This window comes from Pseudomonas frigoris, from assembly GCF_047758635.1.
GTDB lineage: Bacteria > Pseudomonadota > Gammaproteobacteria > Pseudomonadales > Pseudomonadaceae > Aquipseudomonas > Aquipseudomonas frigoris.
The window spans coordinates 1043148-1064687 of record NZ_CP180479.1; the positions used below are offsets into that span (position 1 = coordinate 1043148).

Consider the following 21540-nt stretch of genomic DNA (forward strand, 5'->3'; position numbering starts at 1 on the left):
CTTCCTGAGTGAGTGGTTGCTCAAGCGGTTGCAGGCAAACCCGCAGCATAGGTCCTGTTGTGTTGAATCGCCGACTAATACGTTGATTACAGCTCACTCGATTTGAGCGTGTGCTTGAAATGATGCTTCCAAAGCCTGACACCCAACTCTCCCGTCCGATCCAGCGATGACCCCATCGTCAAGTCCGTAATCAACGTCGGCTGCAACCCCGCATCAAACAATGCAAACCCCGCCGCCAGGCAGCAGGTCTCGGTCTGAAGAACGCAGACGAGCACGCGATCCACCTTCAGGCTTTTCAAATACTCGATGGTTTCCAGTGAAGGCGCGTAGCCGTGCTTGATGAAGAGGCGGTCGGCCTGAATCAGGCTGTCATCGTCGGGTGCGGTATGCCAGCCGAGTTGTTTCTGGAACGGAGTTTTGGATTCGTCGTGGCGCTCGACCGTGGCGACGCTGGGCAGCGTGCCGATGAGTGTCTGGAAACCTTCGATGAGCCATTGAGGTGGGGCGAAACTGGGCTGGACGTCGATGATAAGGAGGGCTTGGCGCATGGGCGTCTCCGAGGGAGGTCGCGGCGGCGGCTTCGGCGGCCGCTGGGTATTTTGTATTGGTAGGGCTGGCCTCTTCGCGGGCAAGCCCGCTCCCACAGGGGGCCGCGGTGGGGCATGGATTGTCGAATCCCAGATGCAACAAAACCCGCACTTGGCGGGTTTTGTTTTGCTTCGTATTTGGTGGGCCGGGGTAATCTGAACCTGTTTTTTATGTTGTTGATTTTTATGATTAATATCCGTTGTCATTTTTAGTTGGAATACCAGCTGGAATACCTCGCGAAATTGCACTCTAATTTATCTTCCTTCCCCGCTTTTACTCGATCTGACAACTGAGCGCATCAAGGCTGACTAGGTTACTTCGTAGCCGTGATCAGCCGTGAACTGTGCATCGCTCGGTGGCGGCAGGCAGCAAGCGGCCGATTCTGTTGAAAAGTATCAACCGATCGTCTCAACGTAAGCGTTCGAACTACACCACCTTGAAACTCAGACCTTAATCTCCTTTAACCACTGATTGACGCGCTCCCATTCAAAAACCGTTGGATCGAAGGTGCCGCCATGCCACTCCAGCATGTCTTCATACTCTGGGTGGTTGGGGTCAGCCATCACTTCAAGGAAGTCGGCATAACCCGGCCCACCGCCAATATCTTCCGGCGGGCAAGCATTGGCGCCGTCGATGCAATACGGCACCTGAGGACAGGCCCCTGCGGGCAGTTTCTTTTCGACTTTGATCCGGTGATCCCAGCCGTCGCCAAAGTCATAGAGGTAGCGAAACGTCTTTTTCCCGGACAACGCTTTGACCAAGGTCTTTCGGGTTTCCGAGTTGACTGGTGGCCCCCACCCGTCGGGGTCGGGAATGCCGTAGTTCTCACTGGCAATTTCAAACTCATGCATATGCCCTCCCTCCCAGCCCATCGCGAACTGGATCACCGTGTGTAATTTGCCCAAGGTGATGTTTTCGGGCACCGCCACACGGCGCCAGATGGCAGGTTCAATCCACTTCAATTCAATGTGCAGTAGTAACAAATCAGGCTCGGGCTTTAGCAAACGAACATTTTTAGCCATGGATCAGGCAGCCTCGCAGAGTTCTGTAAGTGTGAGAGAAACGTTCCAGGGCAGCAGTTCGTCGACCCGATTGATCGGGTGGTCGGCGATGCGCTCCAGCACGTGTGTCAAATAGGCTTGCGGGTTCAGGTCGTTGAGTTTGGCCGAACCCACCAGGCTGTAAATCGCAGCCGCTCGTTCTCCGCCGGCATCGGAACCGACAAACAGGTAATTCTTGCGACCCAACGCTACGGCGCGCAGCGCGCGTTCGGCGCAATTGTTGTCGATTTCGATCCGGCCGTCATCGCAGTAGCGCGTCAGCGCCTGCCAACGGTTGAGGGCATAGAGGATCGCACCGCCCAATGCCGATTTCTTCGACAGTTGAGTCAGCGTCTGGTTGAGCCAAGCGTTTAATTGTTCAAGCAGCGGGCTTGCCCGGCTTTGTCGAACGGCTCTTCGTTGATCGGGTGGTTGCCCGCGAATCTCGCTTTCAATGGCATACAGGGCCGCAATCCGTTGCAGCGCCTCGGCTGCAAGCGGCGAGGCCTGGTCTTTGTAGACATCGTAAAACTTGCGCCGGGCGTGAGCCCAGCATGCGGCTTCCTGAATGGTGCCCGAGGCATACAGCTGAGCAAAACCGGCGTAGCCGTCAGCCTGCAAGATCCCACTGAAGCTCTTGAGGTGAGCACGCGGATGTTGCCCCTTGCGATCCGGCGAGTAAGCAAACCATACAGCCGCCGGCGTCGTATAACCGGCAGGTCGGTCGTCCCGCACGTACGTCCACAAGCGAGCGGTTTTGGTTTTGCCGTGGCCTGGCGCGAGCACGCCAATCGGCGTGTCGTCGGCATGAACTTTATGGCCACTCATGACATGGCGCTCAAGGGCGTTGATCAGTGGTCTGAGCAATTGGCTGCTCTGGCCGACCCAGTCGGCCAGGGTCGAGCGCTCCAAGTCCACGCCTTCACGGGCGTAAATCTCGGACTGCCGATATAACGGCAGATGATCGACAAATTTGGAGACCAGCACATGGGCCAACAGCCCCGGGCCGGCAAGGCCTCGTGCTATCGGGCGACTCGGGGCCGGCACTTGGGCGATGTGCTCGCAGCAGCGGCAGACCAGCTTGGGGCGCACATGGCGAATCACCTTGAAACGCGCCGGGACGTACTCCAGCACTTCGGCCACGTCCTCACCCAAATGGCGAAGCTTCCCACCGCAACCAGGGCATTGCGACTCGGGCTGATGGGCGTGAATTTCGCGTGGCAGGTGTTCGGGCAATGGCTTGCGCCGAGAGACGGTGCGAGGTGGCGATTCGGTTGGTGGTGTCAGTTCAGTCTGGCTGACTTCCAGTTCTTCGAGACTCAACTGGAGCTGGTCGATCATCGCTTCCAGTTGCTCGGAGCTGCGACCGAACTGCGTGCGACGCAGCTTGGCGATCATCATTTTCAAGCGCTCAATCTCTGCACGCTGGGCAGCGACCAGAGCCTTCAAGGTCTGAAGATCGTTCGGCAGGGAGTCGGTCATGGAAGTCATGCCCGAATGTTACCGGGGTTATTCAGCGCCGCAAGTCAGACCGCGAGGACAGGCGCGGTACGAATTGGCCTACGCCAATCAATGCCTTCCAACAGCATCGACAACTGCGCGGCCGTCAGCGACACGCTGCCATTGGTCGCTTGCGGCCAGACAAAGCGTCCTTGTTCCAGCCGTTTGCAAAACAGGCACAAACCGTCGCCATCCCACCACAGCAATTTGATCCGGTCACCGCGCCGTCCGCGAAAGGCAAAGATCTGCCCCGAAAAGGGGTCGGCTTCCAGTTGAGTCTGCACCAGTGCCGCTAAACCGTCGAAGCCACGACGCATGTCGGTGACGCCGGCGGCGATCCAGATACGGGTTCCAGCGGGCGGGGCAATCATCGCAGTAACTGCTGCAAGACGAGTTGCACCGTCTGCGGGTCAGGCGTGCCAGTGATGCGTAGCGTGGCTTTACCCACTTCAACAACCAGCTCGGAATGAAGCTCGAGTTGAGGCCGGGCGGCTTGCGAGACATCCGTTGACGCCTCGATCACCTGGACAGGCAAAAACGTTGCACTCTGGTTAACCGGGCCGAAGGCCCCTTCCAGATATTGATGCCGCCAGCGAAAGACCAGGTTGGCATTGACGTCATGCTCACGAGCGATCAACGACAAGGAGGCGCCAGGCTGAAGCGTGGCCTCGACGACTTGGCGTTTGAAGTCCAACGGGAAGTTGGGACGGCGACCGGTTCGACGGGCGGGAACAGTAGTATCCAAGATAGTGTCCACTAAAAAATGGTGGACACTATCTTGGCTAATTTTGGTAGCGGTCAGGAGTGGGTGCTGAGCGGACGGTTACGTCTCAACCGCGATTCCCGAGCCTGAACGCAGGTTTTGTTATTGGAGCGGTTAAGAAGTCCTAGCTACTGTTCGTCGGGCTGGGATTTTTTTATAACTAGCTTTTAGGAAGTTTCAGTGAACGTTTACCAAGCTAGGATGGTTCGGGAAGTCCTCGAGAACTTCTCTTAAGAGAGAGTTGATGCTTATTTGTGCGCCACCCCCACCATGTTTAAGCACCTTAAGGGCTGCAAACCATGCACCACGACCAGATCCCTGTAATCGGAGTCGTGATACATCGCCTCCAGCCCTTTCCCAAATTTCTTGATCGCTCGGACCAGTTGGGTAGAGTTCGGGAAGGACAGTACCCAATACCTGCCAAGCATCTCCTTGGCTCGCTTTATGATCTTTGGGGGATATTAGGGCCTCAACCGTCCTCTGACTGAGGGCGATAGGAAAGTTCTGTTCAAGTTGACCTGCCTTGAAAATTGGATGCTGACAGTCCCCTGTGGTCTTTGGCACCTGACGCGCGACATAATCAAACAGGTCGAAAACGCGGATGACTCCTTCGCTGTTACGATCAGCAGCGCCTTTTAAGCCCTCTATCAGAGCTTCGGTGAATGCGCTGTTTTGAGCCCCTCGCATAATTAACGATGTTTCGCTCGGCCTAGACGAAGCCATCAGCGCCCTGCCGGACCCCTCCGCTAGACGAGAGAGCATCTTCTCACTGAAACCGGATGGGAGTTTATCGGCGAACGCGGCACTCTTTAGCGTCCCAGCTCCCGCAGCATGGCAGGCGTCTAAAAAAACAATCAGTCGTTTCGCTTTTATCTGATGCAGAGCATCGGAGAACTCAGTTGCACTGATCGACGTACCCGCGAGATCACTTTCGATGCAATCCACGGTGAGCAGACTGCTTTCGTCCACCCCTCCTGTAAGAGCACCATGTCCTGAAAAGTAGACACAGGCCATGTCCTCGGGCCCCGTACGCGCAGCCAAATCCTCAAGCCCAGCTAATACGGCCGTGCGCGTAGCAAAGCCATCCAAGAGTTGTGTGATATTTGCCGGGTCGTAACCACAATGCTGCGGCGAACTCAGAACATCAGCTATCACTCTCGCATCGTTAAGCACGACCTGGGGAAGCGGGTTGATGTGGCTATAACTTGCAACAGCCACAATTAGAGCGTGCCCCTGCGGATATCCTGAAGTGCTCATTAAATGATCGATGCTCCCTTGAAGATCAAAATTTACGGAGACCTTTCTGTCACCGAATTCCGGATATATCTGAGTCGTCAGCTATGAAGAGCAGCTGTGCATTGGTGGGGTAGTCCTGCTTCATCTGGAGCAGTAGCCGGGCTGGTAACGGACCTCGTCCATTACGCATCTGACCGATAACTGAGAGCCAGATAGATCGCCCGGTGCCGCTCTTCGGTAGGTCCGAATTTGTACCGCCAGCACGTGACCAGAGCTCGTCGTGATCGGGACCACTCGGATAAAGCTCGGCCGCCAATTGAACGAATGACTCCCATTTTTCGGCGGGAGTCGGTGCCGAGAGATTAAGCATCCAGCGTGTAAAAACTCCAAGCATAGACAAGCAAATCCTCAGCGCCGGCTTCAAATCTGTGCGGTGACCAAGATAACGAGCGAGCATTTCATCGACAACCCGCTGCCAACCTCGCCTTTGCACCAACTGCCCGAGCCTTTCCACATCACTGCTTGGCAATGCTGTGTTTTGGGAAAGGATTGCCTCAAACCACAAGAGAAAGCGCTGCTCGCCGAAGTCTTCGAGCGCCTCGACGATCTGAACCCTTGAGGCAATACTCGACGCCGCATCCAACAACGTCACATCGAGTTCTGCATGTCTAAGTATGGCCAACTTCAGGACTGCGTCGGGTGCAAACGGAGCGCCCATCTCAGTCACACGCCTGAGCCAACCCACCGAAGTAGCATTGAGGTATTCACGCTGAAGGCTTGCCTCTAGCTTCATCCAGACTTTTTCCCTGCGTGCAAAATCAGAAAGGTCGGCCAGCGGTGTCCGCGCCAGAGACTGGAGGAGAGGTATATGGATCTTACCTCCACCGATAAGCCCTTCTAGCACCTTGTCACGGACGGAGAATGGGGAGCTCGGAGCCCTCCAGAGATTTCCGTTTCTACGTATAGCGGCATCCCAGATCTTTTGCTCGGCGACTTCACTGCATTGCGAGCCCGCGAATATCTCTGGTTTCGATATGACGGAGTCAGCGGCAAGATCAATTAAACGCGAGTCTTCAAGTTGAACTGCACATTCAAGGACTTGAGCCGGTGACGCGAATCTGAGTGCGAACTCAATCCCGGTTTTGTCAGCTACGCTGACATCGATTTTGATCTGTCGACGCACAGCCTCAGTAGGACAATCCAACGCGGAAAGTACCGCTCCATGCACAGCCAGCCAGCTGCGTGCCAGAAGTTGTTGAAGTAAGGCTGTGCCCAACGACGAAGACAGTTTTTCGGGTGTCGACGATGCAACCAGGAGCTCGACTGAGCGTTCGGTTGGAAGTAGAACAAAGATCGCATCCAGAAGCTCAGGTCGAACGCGGATCCACCGCCAGAGCGCTCTTGGAAAGTACTGCGCGTCAACCCGCGCCGCAGCTGCTATGCCTTGTCCAACCGCAACGCGCCAAGATTCTACGGCAGCGTCTCGATTAGTGGCGGATGCGATCATTTGTCCCATTAACTCATCATCGCCCTGATCGAAGTGCCGCGCGGTAAGCCAGCTCTCAACTTCCTGCCAGAGCTCTGGTATTACAGGGAATCCCGAGAGTCGTAGGTTGCGCATTGACAGGATCTGACCGGGCCTGGCCGATGAAACATGGGCTGTTAAACCGACTGCAATAACCTTCTTTTTTTCGCAACCCTTCATCGAATCGGGTGAAAGTTTTTCAACCAAACGGATCGCAGTAAGAAAATCGTCGAGCCCGACCGTTCTTGAAAGGGTCTTATGAGCTTGCTCAAGAAATGGTAGCTGCGACAGATGCTGTATGTCGGCTCCGATCTCCTGCCCAAATTCCAAGATAGGCTTGGGATCTGCTATGCCCGCGAGAAACTCCGCCGAAGTCGAAGCTGGAACCTGGTCTTCGCCATTCAAGACCCGAAATCGCGACCAGCGTGCCGCTAGGCTCACGGGGGTACATACAAGGGTGGGAACAGCGTTTTCGACGATGTCTGCAGGACCAAAGCTAAGCCGAAACCCGAAATTTGCTCGCGCCTCTGGCCAAAGAGACGCCCAAATTGAGGCTGCGAGCAGCTCGAAACCTTCCGTGCCAAGCCTTACTACGGGGCCACTTCCGCGACCAGTCAACGCGTTAGCTGCACCGATGAGATCTATCGAGCTTTCGGGTAGGAGTTCGTCCTTCTCCAAGCTGAAACCTACAGGAGTTATCACTTGGTCAATCGACGTGACGAGCCTGCCGAATAAGGAGTTAAGGTTCTGGAACTCAATCAACTCTGTGAGCGGCATGATCAGGGCATGGGAAAGAACCATACCCGAACGGGGGGCCGAGGTATCAATGAAGGTTCGGGCTATCACATAGCGATCCCCAAGCGAAAACCCGCTTACATAAGGCGACCATGAAACGCCGGGCGGGGCGGTGTCCGGAAGGTCGAGCCTAGACGCGATGTCTAACGCGAACTGCCTATTCCCGCTTGCTGCCCTCAGGTCATGGCCACCCTTCACTTCTCCATAAATGGCTTCTTCTACCCACATGGCTAGTTAGACCACATCTTCGTCTGCGAGCAGACGCTGAATAGGTACGGTGATGTCCTCGATGCGAGTGCCGTCGGCAAGGATAACGAAGCCGAATTGCTCAGGACCGCGGATTGCATACTCCTGATCGGGATCGTTCTGACTAAGTGGCTTCTCCAGAGCGGAAAGACCAAATACCGCTGGTTCTCGCCAAGTACTGTCGATGAAAGAGAACAGCATTGGGAGTTGTTCGCGCATGACCTCCTGCGGATTACCCTTTACTCCAAGCTCATCCCAGCAGGTGAGCAGTACAGTCAGACTGGGAGTATTGCGGCGCGCGTCTCGATCCAGCCCGGCGACGTATAAAAGCATCTGAAGTAGTTCGATTAATTTGCTCTGATCCGAGACCTGATGATGGACTTCTTCCGCATTCGCCTTACCGAGAGTCGCAATCGGTCGGGAGAACATATCGTCAGTCGAACGAATTGTGTGCAGCCGAATAAGAAGTACCCAGTCAGTAGCCGACAGCACACGATCTCGCCACTGACCAGGCACTTTGCGCTGGGCAATCAAGTTGCGAACTTGCTCACCGCCATAGTCCGGCCAGATCAGACTCCCAGACCGTCCCGAGGCGTCGGCGATCGGCCAGACACTCTCAACATAAGTGGTGGCTGGAGTGTGCTCCGTGGCCATGCCTTCGGCCAGACTGTCCATCGCCTTCTCAAAGGGTTTCAGATTAGAAGCGGCACCTGCCATGCGAAGCGCACAGTCACCGACAATTAGGCGCTTGAGGAGCTGTGCACCGTAATGAGTTTTTCCGACATTGGACTCCCCAATCACAAGAATTGATTGCTGCTTGACGGACACCGTTACCTCCTTCCGAAGACAAAGAGCGGGTCATTGCCCGAAGGGGCGACGGAGGGTAGTCGGACGCTGGGGCGTCGTGTACCTAATATCCATCGAAACAATTCCTGGAAACCAACACCTGTGTTGCCCGTGCCCTCAGGAAAGATACTTACTGAGAACTCTGCTGCATCTGGCATAACACTCGTGACGGCCTGGCGAATTCTTTCCTCCATTTCGGGGGCAATACTTACATCCGCCTTGGTCCAGACCAGCGCAACGGGACGGCCGCGCCTTTCCGCAGCCACCCGTGTTGCGAGTAATTGGAACGCGTTTCGTGCGGCGCCTAGACGTGATCCAGAGAGCGCTTGGCGATCGGCGGCAAGCAATAGCACATCTGCGTGCTGTGCGAGCCAACGGGCTCCCTCTGCGTCCTCTGCGTGGGCATCAATAGCCCATCGCTGAAACCATTCGCCAGGGGCGTCAGCGAACAAGAAATCGCGAAGTTGCTCGTTCTCTTGACGGAAGGCCACGTGAAGAAGCCCCGGGGCACGAGCACCGCGACTCGATGTATGGGGTGGAAAACTTGGTGGCTGTCCGGGAGCCCAGCGCAGTGCGGACGCCACTGCCTCCCAGCCTTCGAGAGAAAAAGAACCACCAAACTGCCAAGCTTTATCGGTCAGAAGCGAGCGAGCTAGGAGCAAATACCAAGAGGCGAGTAGCGTCGTCTTTCCTGAGCTCTCTGGCCCGGCGATGCCCACGATGATTGGCTTTGCGCGCCCGGTGACGAAACTTAGATCAGTCAGCCCTAGAGCACTGCCGGTCCAGGGAAGTAGGATATCGTCCTTTTCGCTGTCGAGCGTTGTCACCTCAGGGACTGCGCCCTTCCACTCAGGACATTGTGAGAGCTCCATATTGCCAAGAGCGCAAGTAGTGTCTGGAGCAAAGCAGTTGCAATGTGGGCAGCTGTCCATATTGTTCAGCCTTTGTTGCGTCGCGAATGCTTAGTATTTGATTCGCCAGTGGCTCTGGCCGCTTGAAGCTCTCGATACAACCACGCCCCCCAAGCCGGCGGTGAGAAAACGACCTCAGCGCCTACTCCGCACAGCCGACGAAGTGTCGCTGCGTCTAGCGAAGCGGCTTCGTTAGTGTGACCGATCACCGAGAGCAGGGGGCCACGCCCCTCAGCAGCAGGTACAAGTTGAGCCGCTGCATCACGAAGCGGCGCCAGGGCGGTGGAATTTAGCGCGTCCGCAACAAGAACGAGCACTGTTTCATTCTCAATTTTGGCAACTGCCGGCAGCTGCAAAATTGCCTCGCTTAGGAAGGCGGCTACGCTTGCTGGTGAGTAGGTCGGCACCTGTTTAATTAGATCGAGCGCCATCAACGCAGCTGCACTGAAAATCGGAAGATCGCGGTAACTAACTCGAGCACTGGTGGAATAGAGCGCCTCCTTCCACCACAGCAAATTCGTCCGACGCTGTAGGCCCGCGGTGGCCCCACTAAACCCCGCGAGAGCATTCTCGACATGGGTCGAAACAGCTTTCGCAAGGGTAGTGAGCGGTGTGCCTAAGTCTATCGGTCCGATTCTGGCCTCAGTCACGGCCTCTTCGATAGTATCGCCGAGAATTGTGCTTAGACGACTGGCAAATTCGGCAGCCCATTGCTCTGGATAGTTATGTGGAAAGTACTGATTAGGCCAGCTTCCTACCGTTGGGCTTGTTGCGCCTTTGATCGCTGTTGTTAGTGTTTCGCGGTCAGCGCTCCATTTCTTTGCGGTGACTGCAATTTCACTCGGCGACTTATAGGAAAGCGGGTTAATGCTGATCATTTCAGGCGTAGCCCACTCGGATTCAGCTCGCGCGTCGACCTTTACTTCGATCTCGGCAACCGCATCTTCCCAGATTGGCTGTTCGTTACCGGACTCCAAGTGGGGAAGGGTGTTGCGAGCGGAATTGACGAAGGCAACTGCGATCGAATCATCTTGGCGGGAACACTGCACTACTGCGTCCAGGAGCATTGCCCGGATGACTGTAATGGGGGTAGCGGAGAAGGTATTGGCGACCGTAGTCCAATTTTTCTTCAGCGCGCTCATTGCTTCTTGGATCGTAGGGTCAGTGGCGTCCACCGCAGGATCAGCAGCAACCATTGTAAAGCTGGAAGCCTTAGATGGCGCCGCCTTAAGAGCACCGCTTAAATCCGCCACCGTCGCACGCAATTTCTCAAGCTTAGTGTCGTCCCCACCGACGTCGATAACGCCAATTGCTAAAAAGCGCAGAAGAATTTCATCATCCATAACTGACCTATAGCTCCTGCATGCAATGCTTTTGAGAATGGCAAGACGATATCAGAACCCAAAACATTTGGCATTGCTGAACTGGTCAAGATCAAAAGCATCTGCTGTGGTCCTCACCCCCCTCCCTAGGATGCTTGCCTCGCAAGCATGCTCTATACCAATCGTCGCTCTGCGACACAATTCCCGCATTTCCACTTGCAACTCTAAATGCGCAAAGCCCCCATAGGGCGCCCGTGCAGCAGCAAAATTAGGAGTGCTACCTGAGGCGTAGCTTGCCCCGCCGTTCGTCGGGCACAACGCGTGAGCGGCTCGGCAAGTGCGGATAGCCAGAGGACGAATGCCTAGAGAATGTGCTACAATTTAGTCCACTTCCTAATGCAAAAAAACCCCTGTGAAATCAGCCTATTACCATGACAACGGAAGAACTTACTAAGGTTAAATCAGATTTAGCCCAGGTTGCACGCTTGGCTTTGAGTGAAAAAACTGATGACGTGAGGCTCTTTATTGCCCGGCTCGTCAGGCAATATCGAAGCAGCGAGCCAACTTTGGCGGATCAGCTCGACAACTACCTGCGCACCATTGCACCTAGCGGGTCAACGGCGTTCATGCGTAGAGAAAAGCCCTCTACAAATGGTGATAGCGCTCCTCCCGCGCCAGTGGACAACGAGTCCCGCTTGTCGTTGCTCAAGGTTTTCAGCGATGAAGCAAGTTATCCCGCGCCGCTGCTGACAGTTACGATTGAGGAATCTCTCGCTCAGCTGATCAAAGAACGAAAGCAGATCAAGAAGCTAGCATCTCTGGGGCTGCACCCCACCAAATCTTCAGTTTTTGTAGGGCCTCCCGGCGTGGGCAAGACGATCACTGCACGATGGATTGCAGCGCAACTGGGTGTGCCACTGTTTGTCCTCGACTTGACGACTGTCATGAGCAGCCTACTAGGCAAGAGTGGTGCAAATATTCGAGCGGCACTCGATTACGCGAAACGAACCCCCTCCGTGCTGTTCCTTGACGAAATTGATGCGATTGCTAAACGGCGCAGCGATGAGAGTGACATTGGCGAGCTAAAACGTCTTGTGACGGTGATTTTGCAAGAAGTTGATGAGTGGCCTTCTACCGGGCTTCTTTTGGCGGCTACGAATCATCCGGAGCTCATAGATCCAGCGCTCTGGCGCCGCTTTGATCTAGTCATCGAATTCCAGTCGCCCGATGCACAGGCAGTTGAGATTGCGATAAAGCGCTTTCTCGGACCCGACCTCCATAAATTTGAAAAATGGATAGGGATACTTTCGTATGCCTTACAAAATCAGTCCTTTAGTGATATTGAGCGTGAGATACAGCGCTTTCGCCGAACGTTGGCCTTGGGTGGCAGCAGCATACAAAAGCTGATTGAAGACCTGGTCAAACACAAAGCGGCCGCTTTGGGTCGTACAGAGCAGATCGAGTTTGCGCTGCAATTGGACAGCCAAACCTCTCTTTCCCAACGAGCGATCCACGAAATTACTGGGGTCAGTAGAGACACCATACGCAAGCATCGAAAAAACGAGACAACGCCTACTAATCGCACATCAAGGACGAGAACTACTGCATGAGCCAAACGAATTTTCTCATTGGTCGTGGCGAACTTCTGACGCGGGATATCAAAGGCCCGAAGAGAAACATGGATAAAGCTCACGCCTATACATTGGAGCGTGCGCGCGAGCGACTAACTGGGCAGGCGCACAGCGTCTCTGTAGCGCTGAATCTGCTTCCTTCGGTTGCCTGTCCGCTCGATTTTGGCGTCGCTCGGCTCATTCTCAATCCAAGCTACATTGCCCGCTCCTTTTTTCCGTCTGATTTGCTACGAGCAACTGGACTGGAATCCATTGGGAGCAGACGAGTAAGGGTCACCCCTGAAAGCTGGACTCGCAAGATAGAGCCCCACGAATGCTCAACCACTGAGATTTTCGTAGCCGGCAAGCGAAATGCCTTCCGCGCATTGAGTAACTGGATGAACGAGGTTGAAGAAAAATCTGACGAAGCTGCGGATCTCACTCATATCGAGAACATTTTCGCCTTTGAGCCCGGCGACCGCATCGTCAATCCGGGGACGGAGAACGACAAGTACTACGAGTTTGGGATCCATCTGTTGCCGGACAAGGACAGCACTTTCATCCAAGAATCATTTGTAGAATACGCCTCAAGCTTGGACTTGATTGTCCACAGCGAACTGAGCTTTGAGGTTGGCAACTTGTGGTTCGTGCCTATCGAAGGTGCACAGAATAAAGCCCTTAAACTGGCACAATTCGTCTTCGTCCGAGTCATTCGCCCGGTCCCCAAAATGCGTGGACTGCTACCCGCCACTAAGCGAGGGGGACCCTCGGTCAGTTGCACACTTCCCACTCAGGACCCACTCTCGTCCGATCCCAGGGTTGCGATCCTCGATGCAGGGTTACCTCAAGACCACACCATAGGGAAATGGCTGCGTAACTATCGGGTGTTGGACGAGAATGCAAGTGATGACCCCGAAGGGCCGGAACATGGCCTCGCAGCGACCTCTGCATTCCTTTTCGGGCCGATTGAGCCTGAAGGTACCGCATCCCGACCTTACTCCTACGTAGATCACTTGCGTGTCCTCGATGAAGGCGCCAGCCTCGAAAACCCTTTGGAGCTCTATCGCACCCTTGGGCATATCGAAGAGGTTTTGCTTTCGCGCCAATATGAATTCATTAATCTCAGTGTGGGCCCCGATGTAGCCATTGAAGACAACGATGTGCACGCCTGGACATCTGTCATCGACGACCTGCTCAGCGATGGCAACACGTTCATGACTATCGCCGCCGGCAACAATGGAACGAGAGATTCGATCGTTCAACTTGATCGCGTGCAAGTGCCTTCGGATTGCGTAAACGCGATCACGGTAGGCGCAGCGAACTGCACAAGTGATACCTGGACTCGGGCTTCCTACAGTGCTAGAGGCCCTGGACGAAGTCCTGGCGTTATAAAACCGGATCTCATGGCTTTCGGTGGCGGCAAGCAGTACTTTCATGCATTGATTCCAGGTAAAAAACCGTCTCTGGTTCCTTTGCTGGGTACCAGCTTTGCTGCCCCCTATATTCTTCGTAGCGCCGTAGGGGTTCGAGCCGTCTTGGGTCAAGAGCTTTCCGCCTTAGCGATCAAAGCGCTCCTGGTTCATGCTGCGCAAAAGAATGGGCACGAACCTATTGATGTTGGCTGGGGAAAAGTCCCAGAAGACCTAATGGAAATCATTACCTGCCCTTCAGGAGTGGCAAGGATTGTCTACCAAGGCGAGCTTAAACCCGGCAAATACATTCGCGCACCGATTCCGCTCCCCGGCGGCTCCCTGAGTGGTATGGTCACCTTGAAAGCGACATTCTGCTTTGCAAGCGCCACTGACCCGCAAGACTCTGCGTCCTACACCCGCGCCGGCCTGGAGGTAACCTTCAGACCCAACAAAGACAAGGTCGAAGAGGGCAAGACAAACGCCACTTCAAAATCTTTTTTTGAGAAAAAGAAATTTGCCACGGAGGAAGAGCGGCGCTCGGATTCAGGGAAGTGGGAAACCGTGCTCCATGACTCCAAAAGGATGTACGGCAGCAGCTTGAACAATGCAACATTCGACATTCATTACAACGCGCGGGAAAAAGGCGGTACCGCTGACAAACCCGAGAAGATCAAGTACGCGCTGATCATCACAGTAGAGGCTCCAAAACATCCAGATCTGTATGCAGACATTCTGAAAGCCTATGCCGATACGCTGGTACCGATCCAGCCACAGATTTCGCTGCCGGTAAGACTGTAAGTGATCGGTTAAGGATCTGCGAAATGAACACTATCAACATAAACCCAAGTGGCACTGCAGGGATCGCGGATGGAAAAGTACATAGTTCTTAGAAAGCCGAGCAGCACGGTGAAATCGATCACACGTTCCAGTTCTGCTGGATCGTCGGGACTTGCCACACTCGCTGTTGAGCGTATCCCGCAACATGCCTTGTCGGATCTAATCAGAGACCCGGACGTTCTAGCTATCACACCACCGATGGCCACGAGGTTGATCCGTCCAACGCAGGGTACTAGCACCGCGCCCGCCAATGGCGATGCATGGGGAATAGCGTCCGTTAGAGCTGATCGGTCTCCATATTCCGGTCGAGGAGTGACAGTCGCTGTACTCGATACAGGCATTGATACATCCCATCCTGCCTTCGCTGGTGTGGATATCCTGGAGCAGGATTTCACTGGCGAAGGAAATGGTGACGTCGATGGTCATGGTACCCACTGTGCAGGCACAATTTTTGGCCGAGATGTGAGCGGACAAAGGATCGGGGTCGCGAGAGGAATCAGCCGAGCACTTATCGGCAAGGTGCTTGGCCAGAATGGCGGCGATTCGCAAATGATCTTCGAAGGGCTTCAATGGGCACTTAAAGAGCGGGCGAACATTATCTCAATGTCGCTCGGTTTTAATTTCCCTGGCGAAGTTGAGAACAAGGTCAGCAACGGATGGCCGGTAGACTTGGCCACCTCCCAGGCGCTTGAAACCTATCGCGGAAATCTGCGTTTGTTAGATGCCCTCATGGGCTTTTTCAAAGCGCAGTCTGCCTTCAATTCTGCGCCGTTGGTGATTGCCGCCGCAGGCAATGACAGTCGAAGGTCGGTGAACAGACAATACAAGATTGCTGCCTCCTTACCTGCGGCCGCAGAAGGCGTGATTTCTGTGGCAGCCGCTTCTGCCTCCGGCCAGCAATACGAGATAGCTGATTTTTCCAACAGCTTCGCTCACTTGAGCGCACCGGGAGTAGATGTTGTCTCTGCCTGGCCAGGAGGTACATTGAACGCTCTGAATGGCACAAGCATGGCCTGTCCGCACGTTGCCGGCGTGGCCGCGCTTTGGTGGCAGCACATGCAAGAAAAAAACGCACCTAATCGTTCCCAAGCTGTTGCTTCGCACCTAACAGCTCACGCGCGTTCCGATTGTTTCGCGGCAGAATTTGATTCGAGCGATTTCGGTCATGGCCTGGTCACGTCCCCGCTCTAACACCAGACGGTTTCCAAGGATGCTCAGGCGTTGTCTTGCTATGGGCATCTACCCTGACCTTCAACAAGCCACCAGAAGACAGTCGACGACAATCAATGCGCTTCCGAACAAAACATCACATGCAATTGGAATTCTTAGAGATGGAAGACAACGAGCCAATGTTTGTCTGCCTGGAATGCGTTGGGGATCCCATGCTGAGAATGTCCAAAGCTGCACTGATGTCGGAGAGGATCTGCGCCGCATGCAGTCAACCAACACGCAAAGCGCTCACGCCCAAGCGTATAGCGCGCTTCATAGGCAAGTATTTACCGACGCATTTCATGGTGGATTATGGCCTTCACCCAGGCTATGAAATGACCTTGGCAGACGTGGTGAATATCGCCATTCGATGCGATAACGCACTCATAGGCGAGGCGATCGCGCAGCATCTGATTGAAGCCGATGCCGACGAGGAGGGTTTCTATTGGCCAGGGCAAGAGTATTGCTGGGCGCCCAGTCCTTTTGAATCGGAGGAACATGAGCGCTGGTGGGTCGTGGGTGAATGGAACAGTATTGCCGAAGAGCTGAGTCATGGTCGTCGTTTTTTCAACGACAAAGCGCGGAAGTTTTTTGATTCACTGATCTTCGAGGCGCTTAATGCAGAAAGTGCTGAGTGCCCAGGAACATTGGCCGTTATCAAAACGCTACCGTCGGGAACGAACTTTTACCGTGCCCGAACCGCCAAAAACCAAATTGAGGTTCAAGTCTTTAAAGAAAATCCGGCCAAAGAATTAGGCGCGCCCCCCAAAGAGCATGCAGGCAACAACCGGATGAGTGCCGCAGGAGTTTCGTTGTTGTATGTGTCGCAGGACACCGCCACTTGCATTGCCGAAGTCCAGCCATCCGCGGGCGCGACCGTCGTAGTAGGCGAATTCTCGTCCACGTCGCCACTGACAATCTTTGATTTCACCACACTCAGCAACCAACTGAAGCACACCCCACTTAGCTTGTTCAGTCCTGACTATCAGAGGCGCGGCGACCACCAAAGATTGCTGCATTATCTCCATGACGAGATTGCTCGACCTGTCCGAGTCCGCGACACGCATTACGTGATGACACAAGCTCTGGCAGAGTTCATTCGCTACCACGAGCAGCAACCCTTCGACGGCATCTCCTTTCGTTCTGTACAGCATGACGGCGGTGTTAACTTTGTCCTCTTCGACAAAAGCAATTCTGAGACTATGTATAGTCATGGTGGCCGATCTAGGTTCGACCTGGAGATATCCAACACTGCCGTTACAACGCACCACTTCACCGAGTAATCAGCCTAAGATATGCCGTTCTGGTGCCCATATTTCGTTCAAAAAAACACCTCAACCGAAACAGGAAGCCTCCCCTAAAGGCTGGTGCCGGATGGGGCCGGCGGCGTGCCCATCACTGACTCTCCCGGAGCGCCTCATGCGTATAAAGGACGTTTTGTTTAACCTTACCGATTCTGTCAGCGTGCCGGAATCTGTCGGAAAGAGTCGCTGGCGCAGAACCGAAAGCGTCATCGCCCAGGTGATCCCCAAGAAGCGTTCGAAGCCGGTTTTCTGCTGCGGTTGCAGCAGACGCTGATCATGCGGCGTGAAACCGTCAATTCCCAATCAACCAGCGTTGATGCTTGAGGCTGTATTACGTTTGAGATTTGCTTTTCCGGCCAAACCCTCCGATCCAGCGATCTTTGATCGCGCCGATCGGAGGGTTCACTCGCTTTTTCTCGAAGTCACCTCGTTCCCCCTCCCATTTCAAATTTGATTAGCGTCACGCCATCTTTTACCCGTCAGAAATGACTCACGATGGTTATCGAGTACAGCTCCAGTGTGAGAGCGGATCTTGTCGTGGGGCCATGGCTAGAGATGTGGCGACACCGGCGACAGCGGCGACAACCCATGCAGAACAGGGCCTGGAGCGTGGCGACAAAAGTGGCGACAGTCGCCACTTTTTGCACGCTTTGGCCGTGATGCTTGACCACCTATTCGAGTGGGTATAACAATTGGCGCACGGACCGCTGTCGTTGACAGCACCTGCCCAGGTAGCCAGAACCTTCAAGGCTATACCACTTACGTGGTGGTTCTCCCGAAGTGCGATTAGCGTCCGGCGGCTCGCACGGTCACTCCCCAAGAGTGATGGATGCCTACTCTTCTAATCTGTCCGCTGCGGCAGACGATGGACCTCCCTCGCTGCGCTGCAGCAACCTCACCTTTCGGCACACTTCGTTGCGCCAGACTGCGCCCGTCTCTTTCTCCTGGAAAGAGACGGGCGCTCGTACCGCTGCTGCAAGCCTCGCCGTACAAGGCATTGCCGCAACTCTCCTCGTGACAATCGGCCTGACAAATCCGATTCGTCGCCATCCGCAACGACACAGACACCGGTGCCGCAGCCCATGGAAGGGCTGCACCTGACTGACAGTCAGGCATGCCCCAGGTGTCCAAGTCTTTGCCTTCTTCCCCCCCCGGATCTCCAGGTGCCGAACTCGTCAGTCGGCACAGCCTCCGCCCGCCCGCATCTTCGGATGCGCCAAGGAGGTCAGGTTCATGGGTTCATGCCCTCGCTCCCGGTCGTAAGGAGCCGTTCGTTCCGCGTAAGTGAACACCTCACAGGCCGCAGGGGCCTTGATCCCTGATAACACTCAACAGCCGTGGCGGGAGTACGTGAGGACAGCCAGCCATCATCGAGGAGAAGGCCCATGCAGCAGTTAGATCCGAAGCTTGAACTCCCACAATGCCCTCGACCATTAATCGAGTCGAATCCGACGGCCGAGCCTTATCCGGTTCAGGCACTGGGCGGAATTCTTGGGCCCGCGGTCGAGCGCATGGCCGAGGTCATCGGGGTGCCCCAGGCATTGGCGGCACAATCGGTCTTGGCGGCCTCGGCGCTGGCCACTCAAGGTCATGCGGGCTTACAGCTCGACGGGAGAAATTATCCCCTGTCGCTGTACCTGATCACGGTGGCCGCGTCCGGTGATCGCAAGACGGCCGCAGACCGATCTGCATTGCTGCCAGCACGACAATGGGAGCGTGAACAGTGGCAGCGCTACCGCGAACAACTTGCTCGGTACCGTGCCGCACTGCGACAGGCGCAGCGTATCAATCCTGCCGACCCCGACTCCGCAAATGGCGTGCTGCTCGAAGCGGAGCCCTCTGCACCCCGGCTGATCACCACAGACCCGACTATCGAGGCCTTGATTAAGGGGCTCTGTCATGACTTGCCCAGCATGGGCCTGTTCTGTGACGAAGGCGGACAGTTCCTTGGCAGCAGCACCATGAGCCGGGATAACCGTTTGAAAGCGGTCACGACCTTGTCGTCACTCTGGGATGGCAGTCCGATAGATCGTGCGCGCTCCATGGTTGGTGAAAGCTTGCGAGCCTACGATCGACGCTTGAGCCTGCACCTAATGCTGCAACCGTACTTGGCTATGCAGTTACTCAGTGACCCGTTGCTGCAGGGGCAGGGCATTCTAGGGCGCTGCTTGATGACCTGGCCCACTAGCCTGGCCGGACAGCGCAGCTACCAGGCTGTCGACTTGTCCAAAGACGCCGCCCTAAAGCGCTATCACCACCGCCTTTCGGCCCTGTTTCATCAGCCTTGGTCACTTTCCGCTGACGGTGCTCTGCAGCTATCACCGCTGGCCCTAAGTTCGTTAGCCCACCGTCGCTGGATTGATCTGCATGATGCTATCGAGGCCCAGTTGGGTGAGTTTGGGGAACTGGCAAGCATACGTCCCAGCGGATCGAAGGCCGCCGATAACCTACTGCGCGTCGCCGGCATCCTGGCAGTGGTGGAGGAGAGCCGCGTCGTGGAGGTCGACCATATCCAGCGGGCATCGGCCTTAGTCGGCTACTACCTCACCGAGATCCAGCGCCTGACCGAACAGGAACCGGTGTGCCGTGTAAAGGAGGAGGCGGACCGCCTGCTGCGCTGGCTGCAGATCAAGGATTGGAAGCGCTTCAGTATTCGAGAGCTGAATCGCAACGGTCCCCGCTTTGCCCGTAAAAGCAGCCGTCATGCCGCCAAGTTGCTGGTCGAGTTGATTGCTCATCAGTGGCTGATCACCGACGGTCATACCTTCGAGGTGCGCCATGTTCAATCTTGATGAAGCGCTGCGCAACCATCTGGCTCAGCGTCAAAAGGAGCCCAAGGCGCGATTTGTCGCCGCTACTGTCGCCACTTTGTCGCCACGCTCAAAGCCAGGCAGGGCAAGGGTTGTCGCCGGTGTCGCCGATGTCGCCACCCTCCGTAAAGCTATCGCCTCGACGACCGCCATTATCCAATGGTTGGAAGAGGAGGGCGCGCATCTCTACGTCGCTGACAACACGCTGTGTTTTCGCCCGACTGATTGGACTCAATTCGCTATCGTGAGTGCGAACTGGCGAGCCCTTTTGCATGACCTCACTGCAGTCGATCAGGAACAGAAAAGTGGCTCGGGTCGGTAAGCGAGCGGGACGCAATTTTGGCTTCGGTCGCCAGCTCAGCTATGCCGGACCGCAAGCCTTGAAAGATCTGTTTGGCGACGGCCATTTTGCTACCGTCAAAGCCCATGACGATCGCTGGCAGGCATTCGTGCAATGGTGTCGATCCGATGAAGGACCGGGACTCAATGACGCGCGACAGATCGACCGCGAGATCCTCATGCGGTACGCCACCCACCTGCGGGAGCTGGTTGATCAGGGCAACGTCGGCATCGCTACCGCCCAGAATCGCCTGTCCAGCGTGAACCGAACGATGGCCGCGCTGCGCGGTGATCAGTACGTCAAAATCCCCAGTCCGAGCAAGGCGCTAGGCCTGCAGCGCTCAGGTGTTCGTAGTAAGGCACCGCAAGGCCAAGATCGTGTGCGGGTCGAGCTGATTGCACAGGCACTCTCAGAGCGTCAGCAATCGAGGGTGAGTGCCATTGTGCTTCTCGCTCGGGAGACCGGCATGCGCCTGCGTGAAGCGATCTTGGCAGACTTGCCACGGCTGCAACGAGAGGCCCAACAGCTGGGGAAAATCAACATCCAGGACGGTACTAAAGGCGGTCGGTCAGGGGCATCGGCACCGCGCTGGGTCGCGGTCACGGATCAAGTCCTCGATGCCCTCAATACCGCCACCGAGGCCTCACCCACTGGCAGTCGGAATTTGTTGGCGCCCAACGAAAGCTACAAAGACTTCATACAGACAGTCGTGCGGCCGGCACGGGACCTCCTGCATGAGCATGGATTGAAAGGCTTTCATGAACTGCGTGCCGCTTACGCCTGCGAGCGCTATGAGCAACTCACAGGCTTCGATGCACCCGTCAACGGCGGTCATGTTCATCGAGAAGATCGAGAGCTTGATCAGCACGCCCGTCAGCAAATCAGCCATGAGTTGGGACATAACCGCATGGATGTGGTGAGTGCCTACATCGGAGGTCGGCGATGAAGCCCGAGTTCGACATGGCGTTGTTTCTGAGTCCGGTGCTCAAAGGTGCGTACGCAACGCGCCAGCGGCACATCAGGCAAGCAGAAAGGATGCAAGAGGTAATTCGTGAGCGCTGGAGTTGTAAGACCCCCTGGTCCTGGAAGGAAAAGCACGCCAGATGGTTTTTAGAGCACTATCTGCGTTGCTCAGCACCAGCGACCGTCTATTACTATGAATTAACGGCAGGATTGATCCGCCGCAGAAAGGCGCAACTCGTGGTTGTCTGATAGACGCTTTTAAGCGTGAGCCCCTGAGTATGGG

Annotated in this window: 18 protein-coding genes; 8 read left to right on the forward strand and 10 right to left on the reverse strand. The window is 55.4% G+C overall.

From position 1 onward, the window contains the following. Positions 1-86: 86 nt before the first annotated feature. From ACMXYH_RS04680 to ACMXYH_RS04725, 10 genes are all read right to left on the reverse strand, one after another. On the reverse strand, positions 87-548 hold the full coding sequence (locus ACMXYH_RS04680) for a cysteine hydrolase family protein (protein WP_415766451.1): 462 nt from the start codon (positions 546-548) through the stop codon (positions 87-89). Positions 549-1031: 483 nt separating this feature from the next. After that, entirely contained in the window at positions 1032-1610 is a 579-nt protein-coding gene (locus tag ACMXYH_RS04685) for a plasmid pRiA4b ORF-3 family protein (RefSeq protein ID WP_415766452.1), read from the reverse strand. 3 nt (positions 1611-1613) lie between these two features. Continuing rightward, on the reverse strand, positions 1614-3119 hold the full coding sequence (tnpC, locus tag ACMXYH_RS04690; protein WP_415766453.1) for an IS66 family transposase: 1506 nt from the start codon (positions 3117-3119) through the stop codon (positions 1614-1616). Positions 3120-3154: 35 nt separating this feature from the next. Beyond that, positions 3155-3499, reverse strand: a complete 345-nt coding sequence (tnpB, locus tag ACMXYH_RS04695; RefSeq protein ID WP_415766454.1) for an IS66 family insertion sequence element accessory protein TnpB — start codon at positions 3497-3499, stop codon at positions 3155-3157. Next, positions 3496-3873, reverse strand: coding sequence for an IS66-like element accessory protein TnpA (gene tnpA, locus ACMXYH_RS04700; RefSeq protein WP_415766455.1), 378 nt, complete (start codon positions 3871-3873; stop codon positions 3496-3498). Before tnpA ends, tnpB begins: the two co-directional genes overlap by 4 nt. A gap of 195 nt (positions 3874-4068) precedes the next feature. Continuing rightward, positions 4069-5148, reverse strand: coding sequence for a caspase family protein (locus ACMXYH_RS04705; protein WP_415766456.1), 1080 nt, complete (start codon positions 5146-5148; stop codon positions 4069-4071). A 49-nt stretch (positions 5149-5197) separates the two neighbouring features. Further along, a complete protein-coding gene (locus ACMXYH_RS04710; RefSeq protein ID WP_415766457.1) occupies positions 5198-7675 on the reverse strand; it encodes an effector-associated domain EAD1-containing protein in 2478 nt (825 codons plus the stop codon). 6 nt (positions 7676-7681) lie between these two features. Then, positions 7682-8521 (reverse strand): hypothetical protein, encoded by an 840-nt coding sequence (locus ACMXYH_RS04715; protein WP_415766458.1) that lies wholly within the window; start codon positions 8519-8521, stop codon positions 7682-7684. 2 nt (positions 8522-8523) lie between these two features. After that, positions 8524-9471 (reverse strand): TRAFAC clade GTPase domain-containing protein, encoded by a 948-nt coding sequence (locus ACMXYH_RS04720; protein WP_415766459.1) that lies wholly within the window; start codon positions 9469-9471, stop codon positions 8524-8526. A gap of 5 nt (positions 9472-9476) precedes the next feature. Beyond that, positions 9477-10793 carry a GTPase-associated system all-helical protein GASH gene (locus tag ACMXYH_RS04725; RefSeq protein ID WP_415766461.1) on the reverse strand — a complete coding sequence of 439 codons (1317 nt, stop codon included), beginning with the start codon at positions 10791-10793 and terminating at the stop codon, positions 9477-9479. 410 nt (positions 10794-11203) lie between these two features. Here ACMXYH_RS04725 and ACMXYH_RS04730 point away from each other — a divergent pair, with 410 nt between their 5' ends. From ACMXYH_RS04730 to ACMXYH_RS04765, 8 genes are all read left to right on the forward strand, one after another. Continuing rightward, positions 11204-12382: an AAA family ATPase gene (locus ACMXYH_RS04730; RefSeq protein WP_339518424.1), complete on the forward strand. Its 1179-nt coding sequence runs from the start codon at positions 11204-11206 to the stop codon at positions 12380-12382. Then, complete coding sequence (locus tag ACMXYH_RS04735) at positions 12379-14592, forward strand: S8 family peptidase (RefSeq protein ID WP_339518426.1); 2214 nt, start codon at positions 12379-12381, stop codon at positions 14590-14592. Before ACMXYH_RS04730 ends, ACMXYH_RS04735 begins: the two co-directional genes overlap by 4 nt. 351 nt (positions 14593-14943) lie before the next feature. Further along, complete coding sequence (locus ACMXYH_RS04740; RefSeq protein ID WP_339518427.1) at positions 14944-15822, forward strand: S8 family peptidase; 879 nt, start codon at positions 14944-14946, stop codon at positions 15820-15822. 119 nt (positions 15823-15941) lie between these two features. Beyond that, positions 15942-17123 (forward strand): RES family NAD+ phosphorylase, encoded by a 1182-nt coding sequence (locus ACMXYH_RS04745; RefSeq protein WP_415766462.1) that lies wholly within the window; start codon positions 15942-15944, stop codon positions 17121-17123. 1406 nt (positions 17124-18529) lie between these two features. Continuing rightward, a complete protein-coding gene (locus tag ACMXYH_RS04750) occupies positions 18530-19936 on the forward strand; it encodes a YfjI family protein (RefSeq protein ID WP_415766463.1) in 1407 nt (468 codons plus the stop codon). Continuing rightward, entirely contained in the window at positions 19923-20276 is a 354-nt protein-coding gene (locus ACMXYH_RS04755) for a hypothetical protein (protein WP_415766464.1), read from the forward strand. Before ACMXYH_RS04750 ends, ACMXYH_RS04755 begins: the two co-directional genes overlap by 14 nt. Then, a complete protein-coding gene (locus ACMXYH_RS04760; RefSeq protein WP_415766465.1) occupies positions 20260-21240 on the forward strand; it encodes an integrase domain-containing protein in 981 nt (326 codons plus the stop codon). Before ACMXYH_RS04755 ends, ACMXYH_RS04760 begins: the two co-directional genes overlap by 17 nt. Further along, on the forward strand, positions 21237-21506 hold the full coding sequence (locus ACMXYH_RS04765; protein ID WP_415766466.1) for a hypothetical protein: 270 nt from the start codon (positions 21237-21239) through the stop codon (positions 21504-21506). The genes ACMXYH_RS04760 and ACMXYH_RS04765 overlap by 4 nt, the downstream gene beginning before the upstream one ends. Positions 21507-21540: the final 34 nt, after the last annotated feature.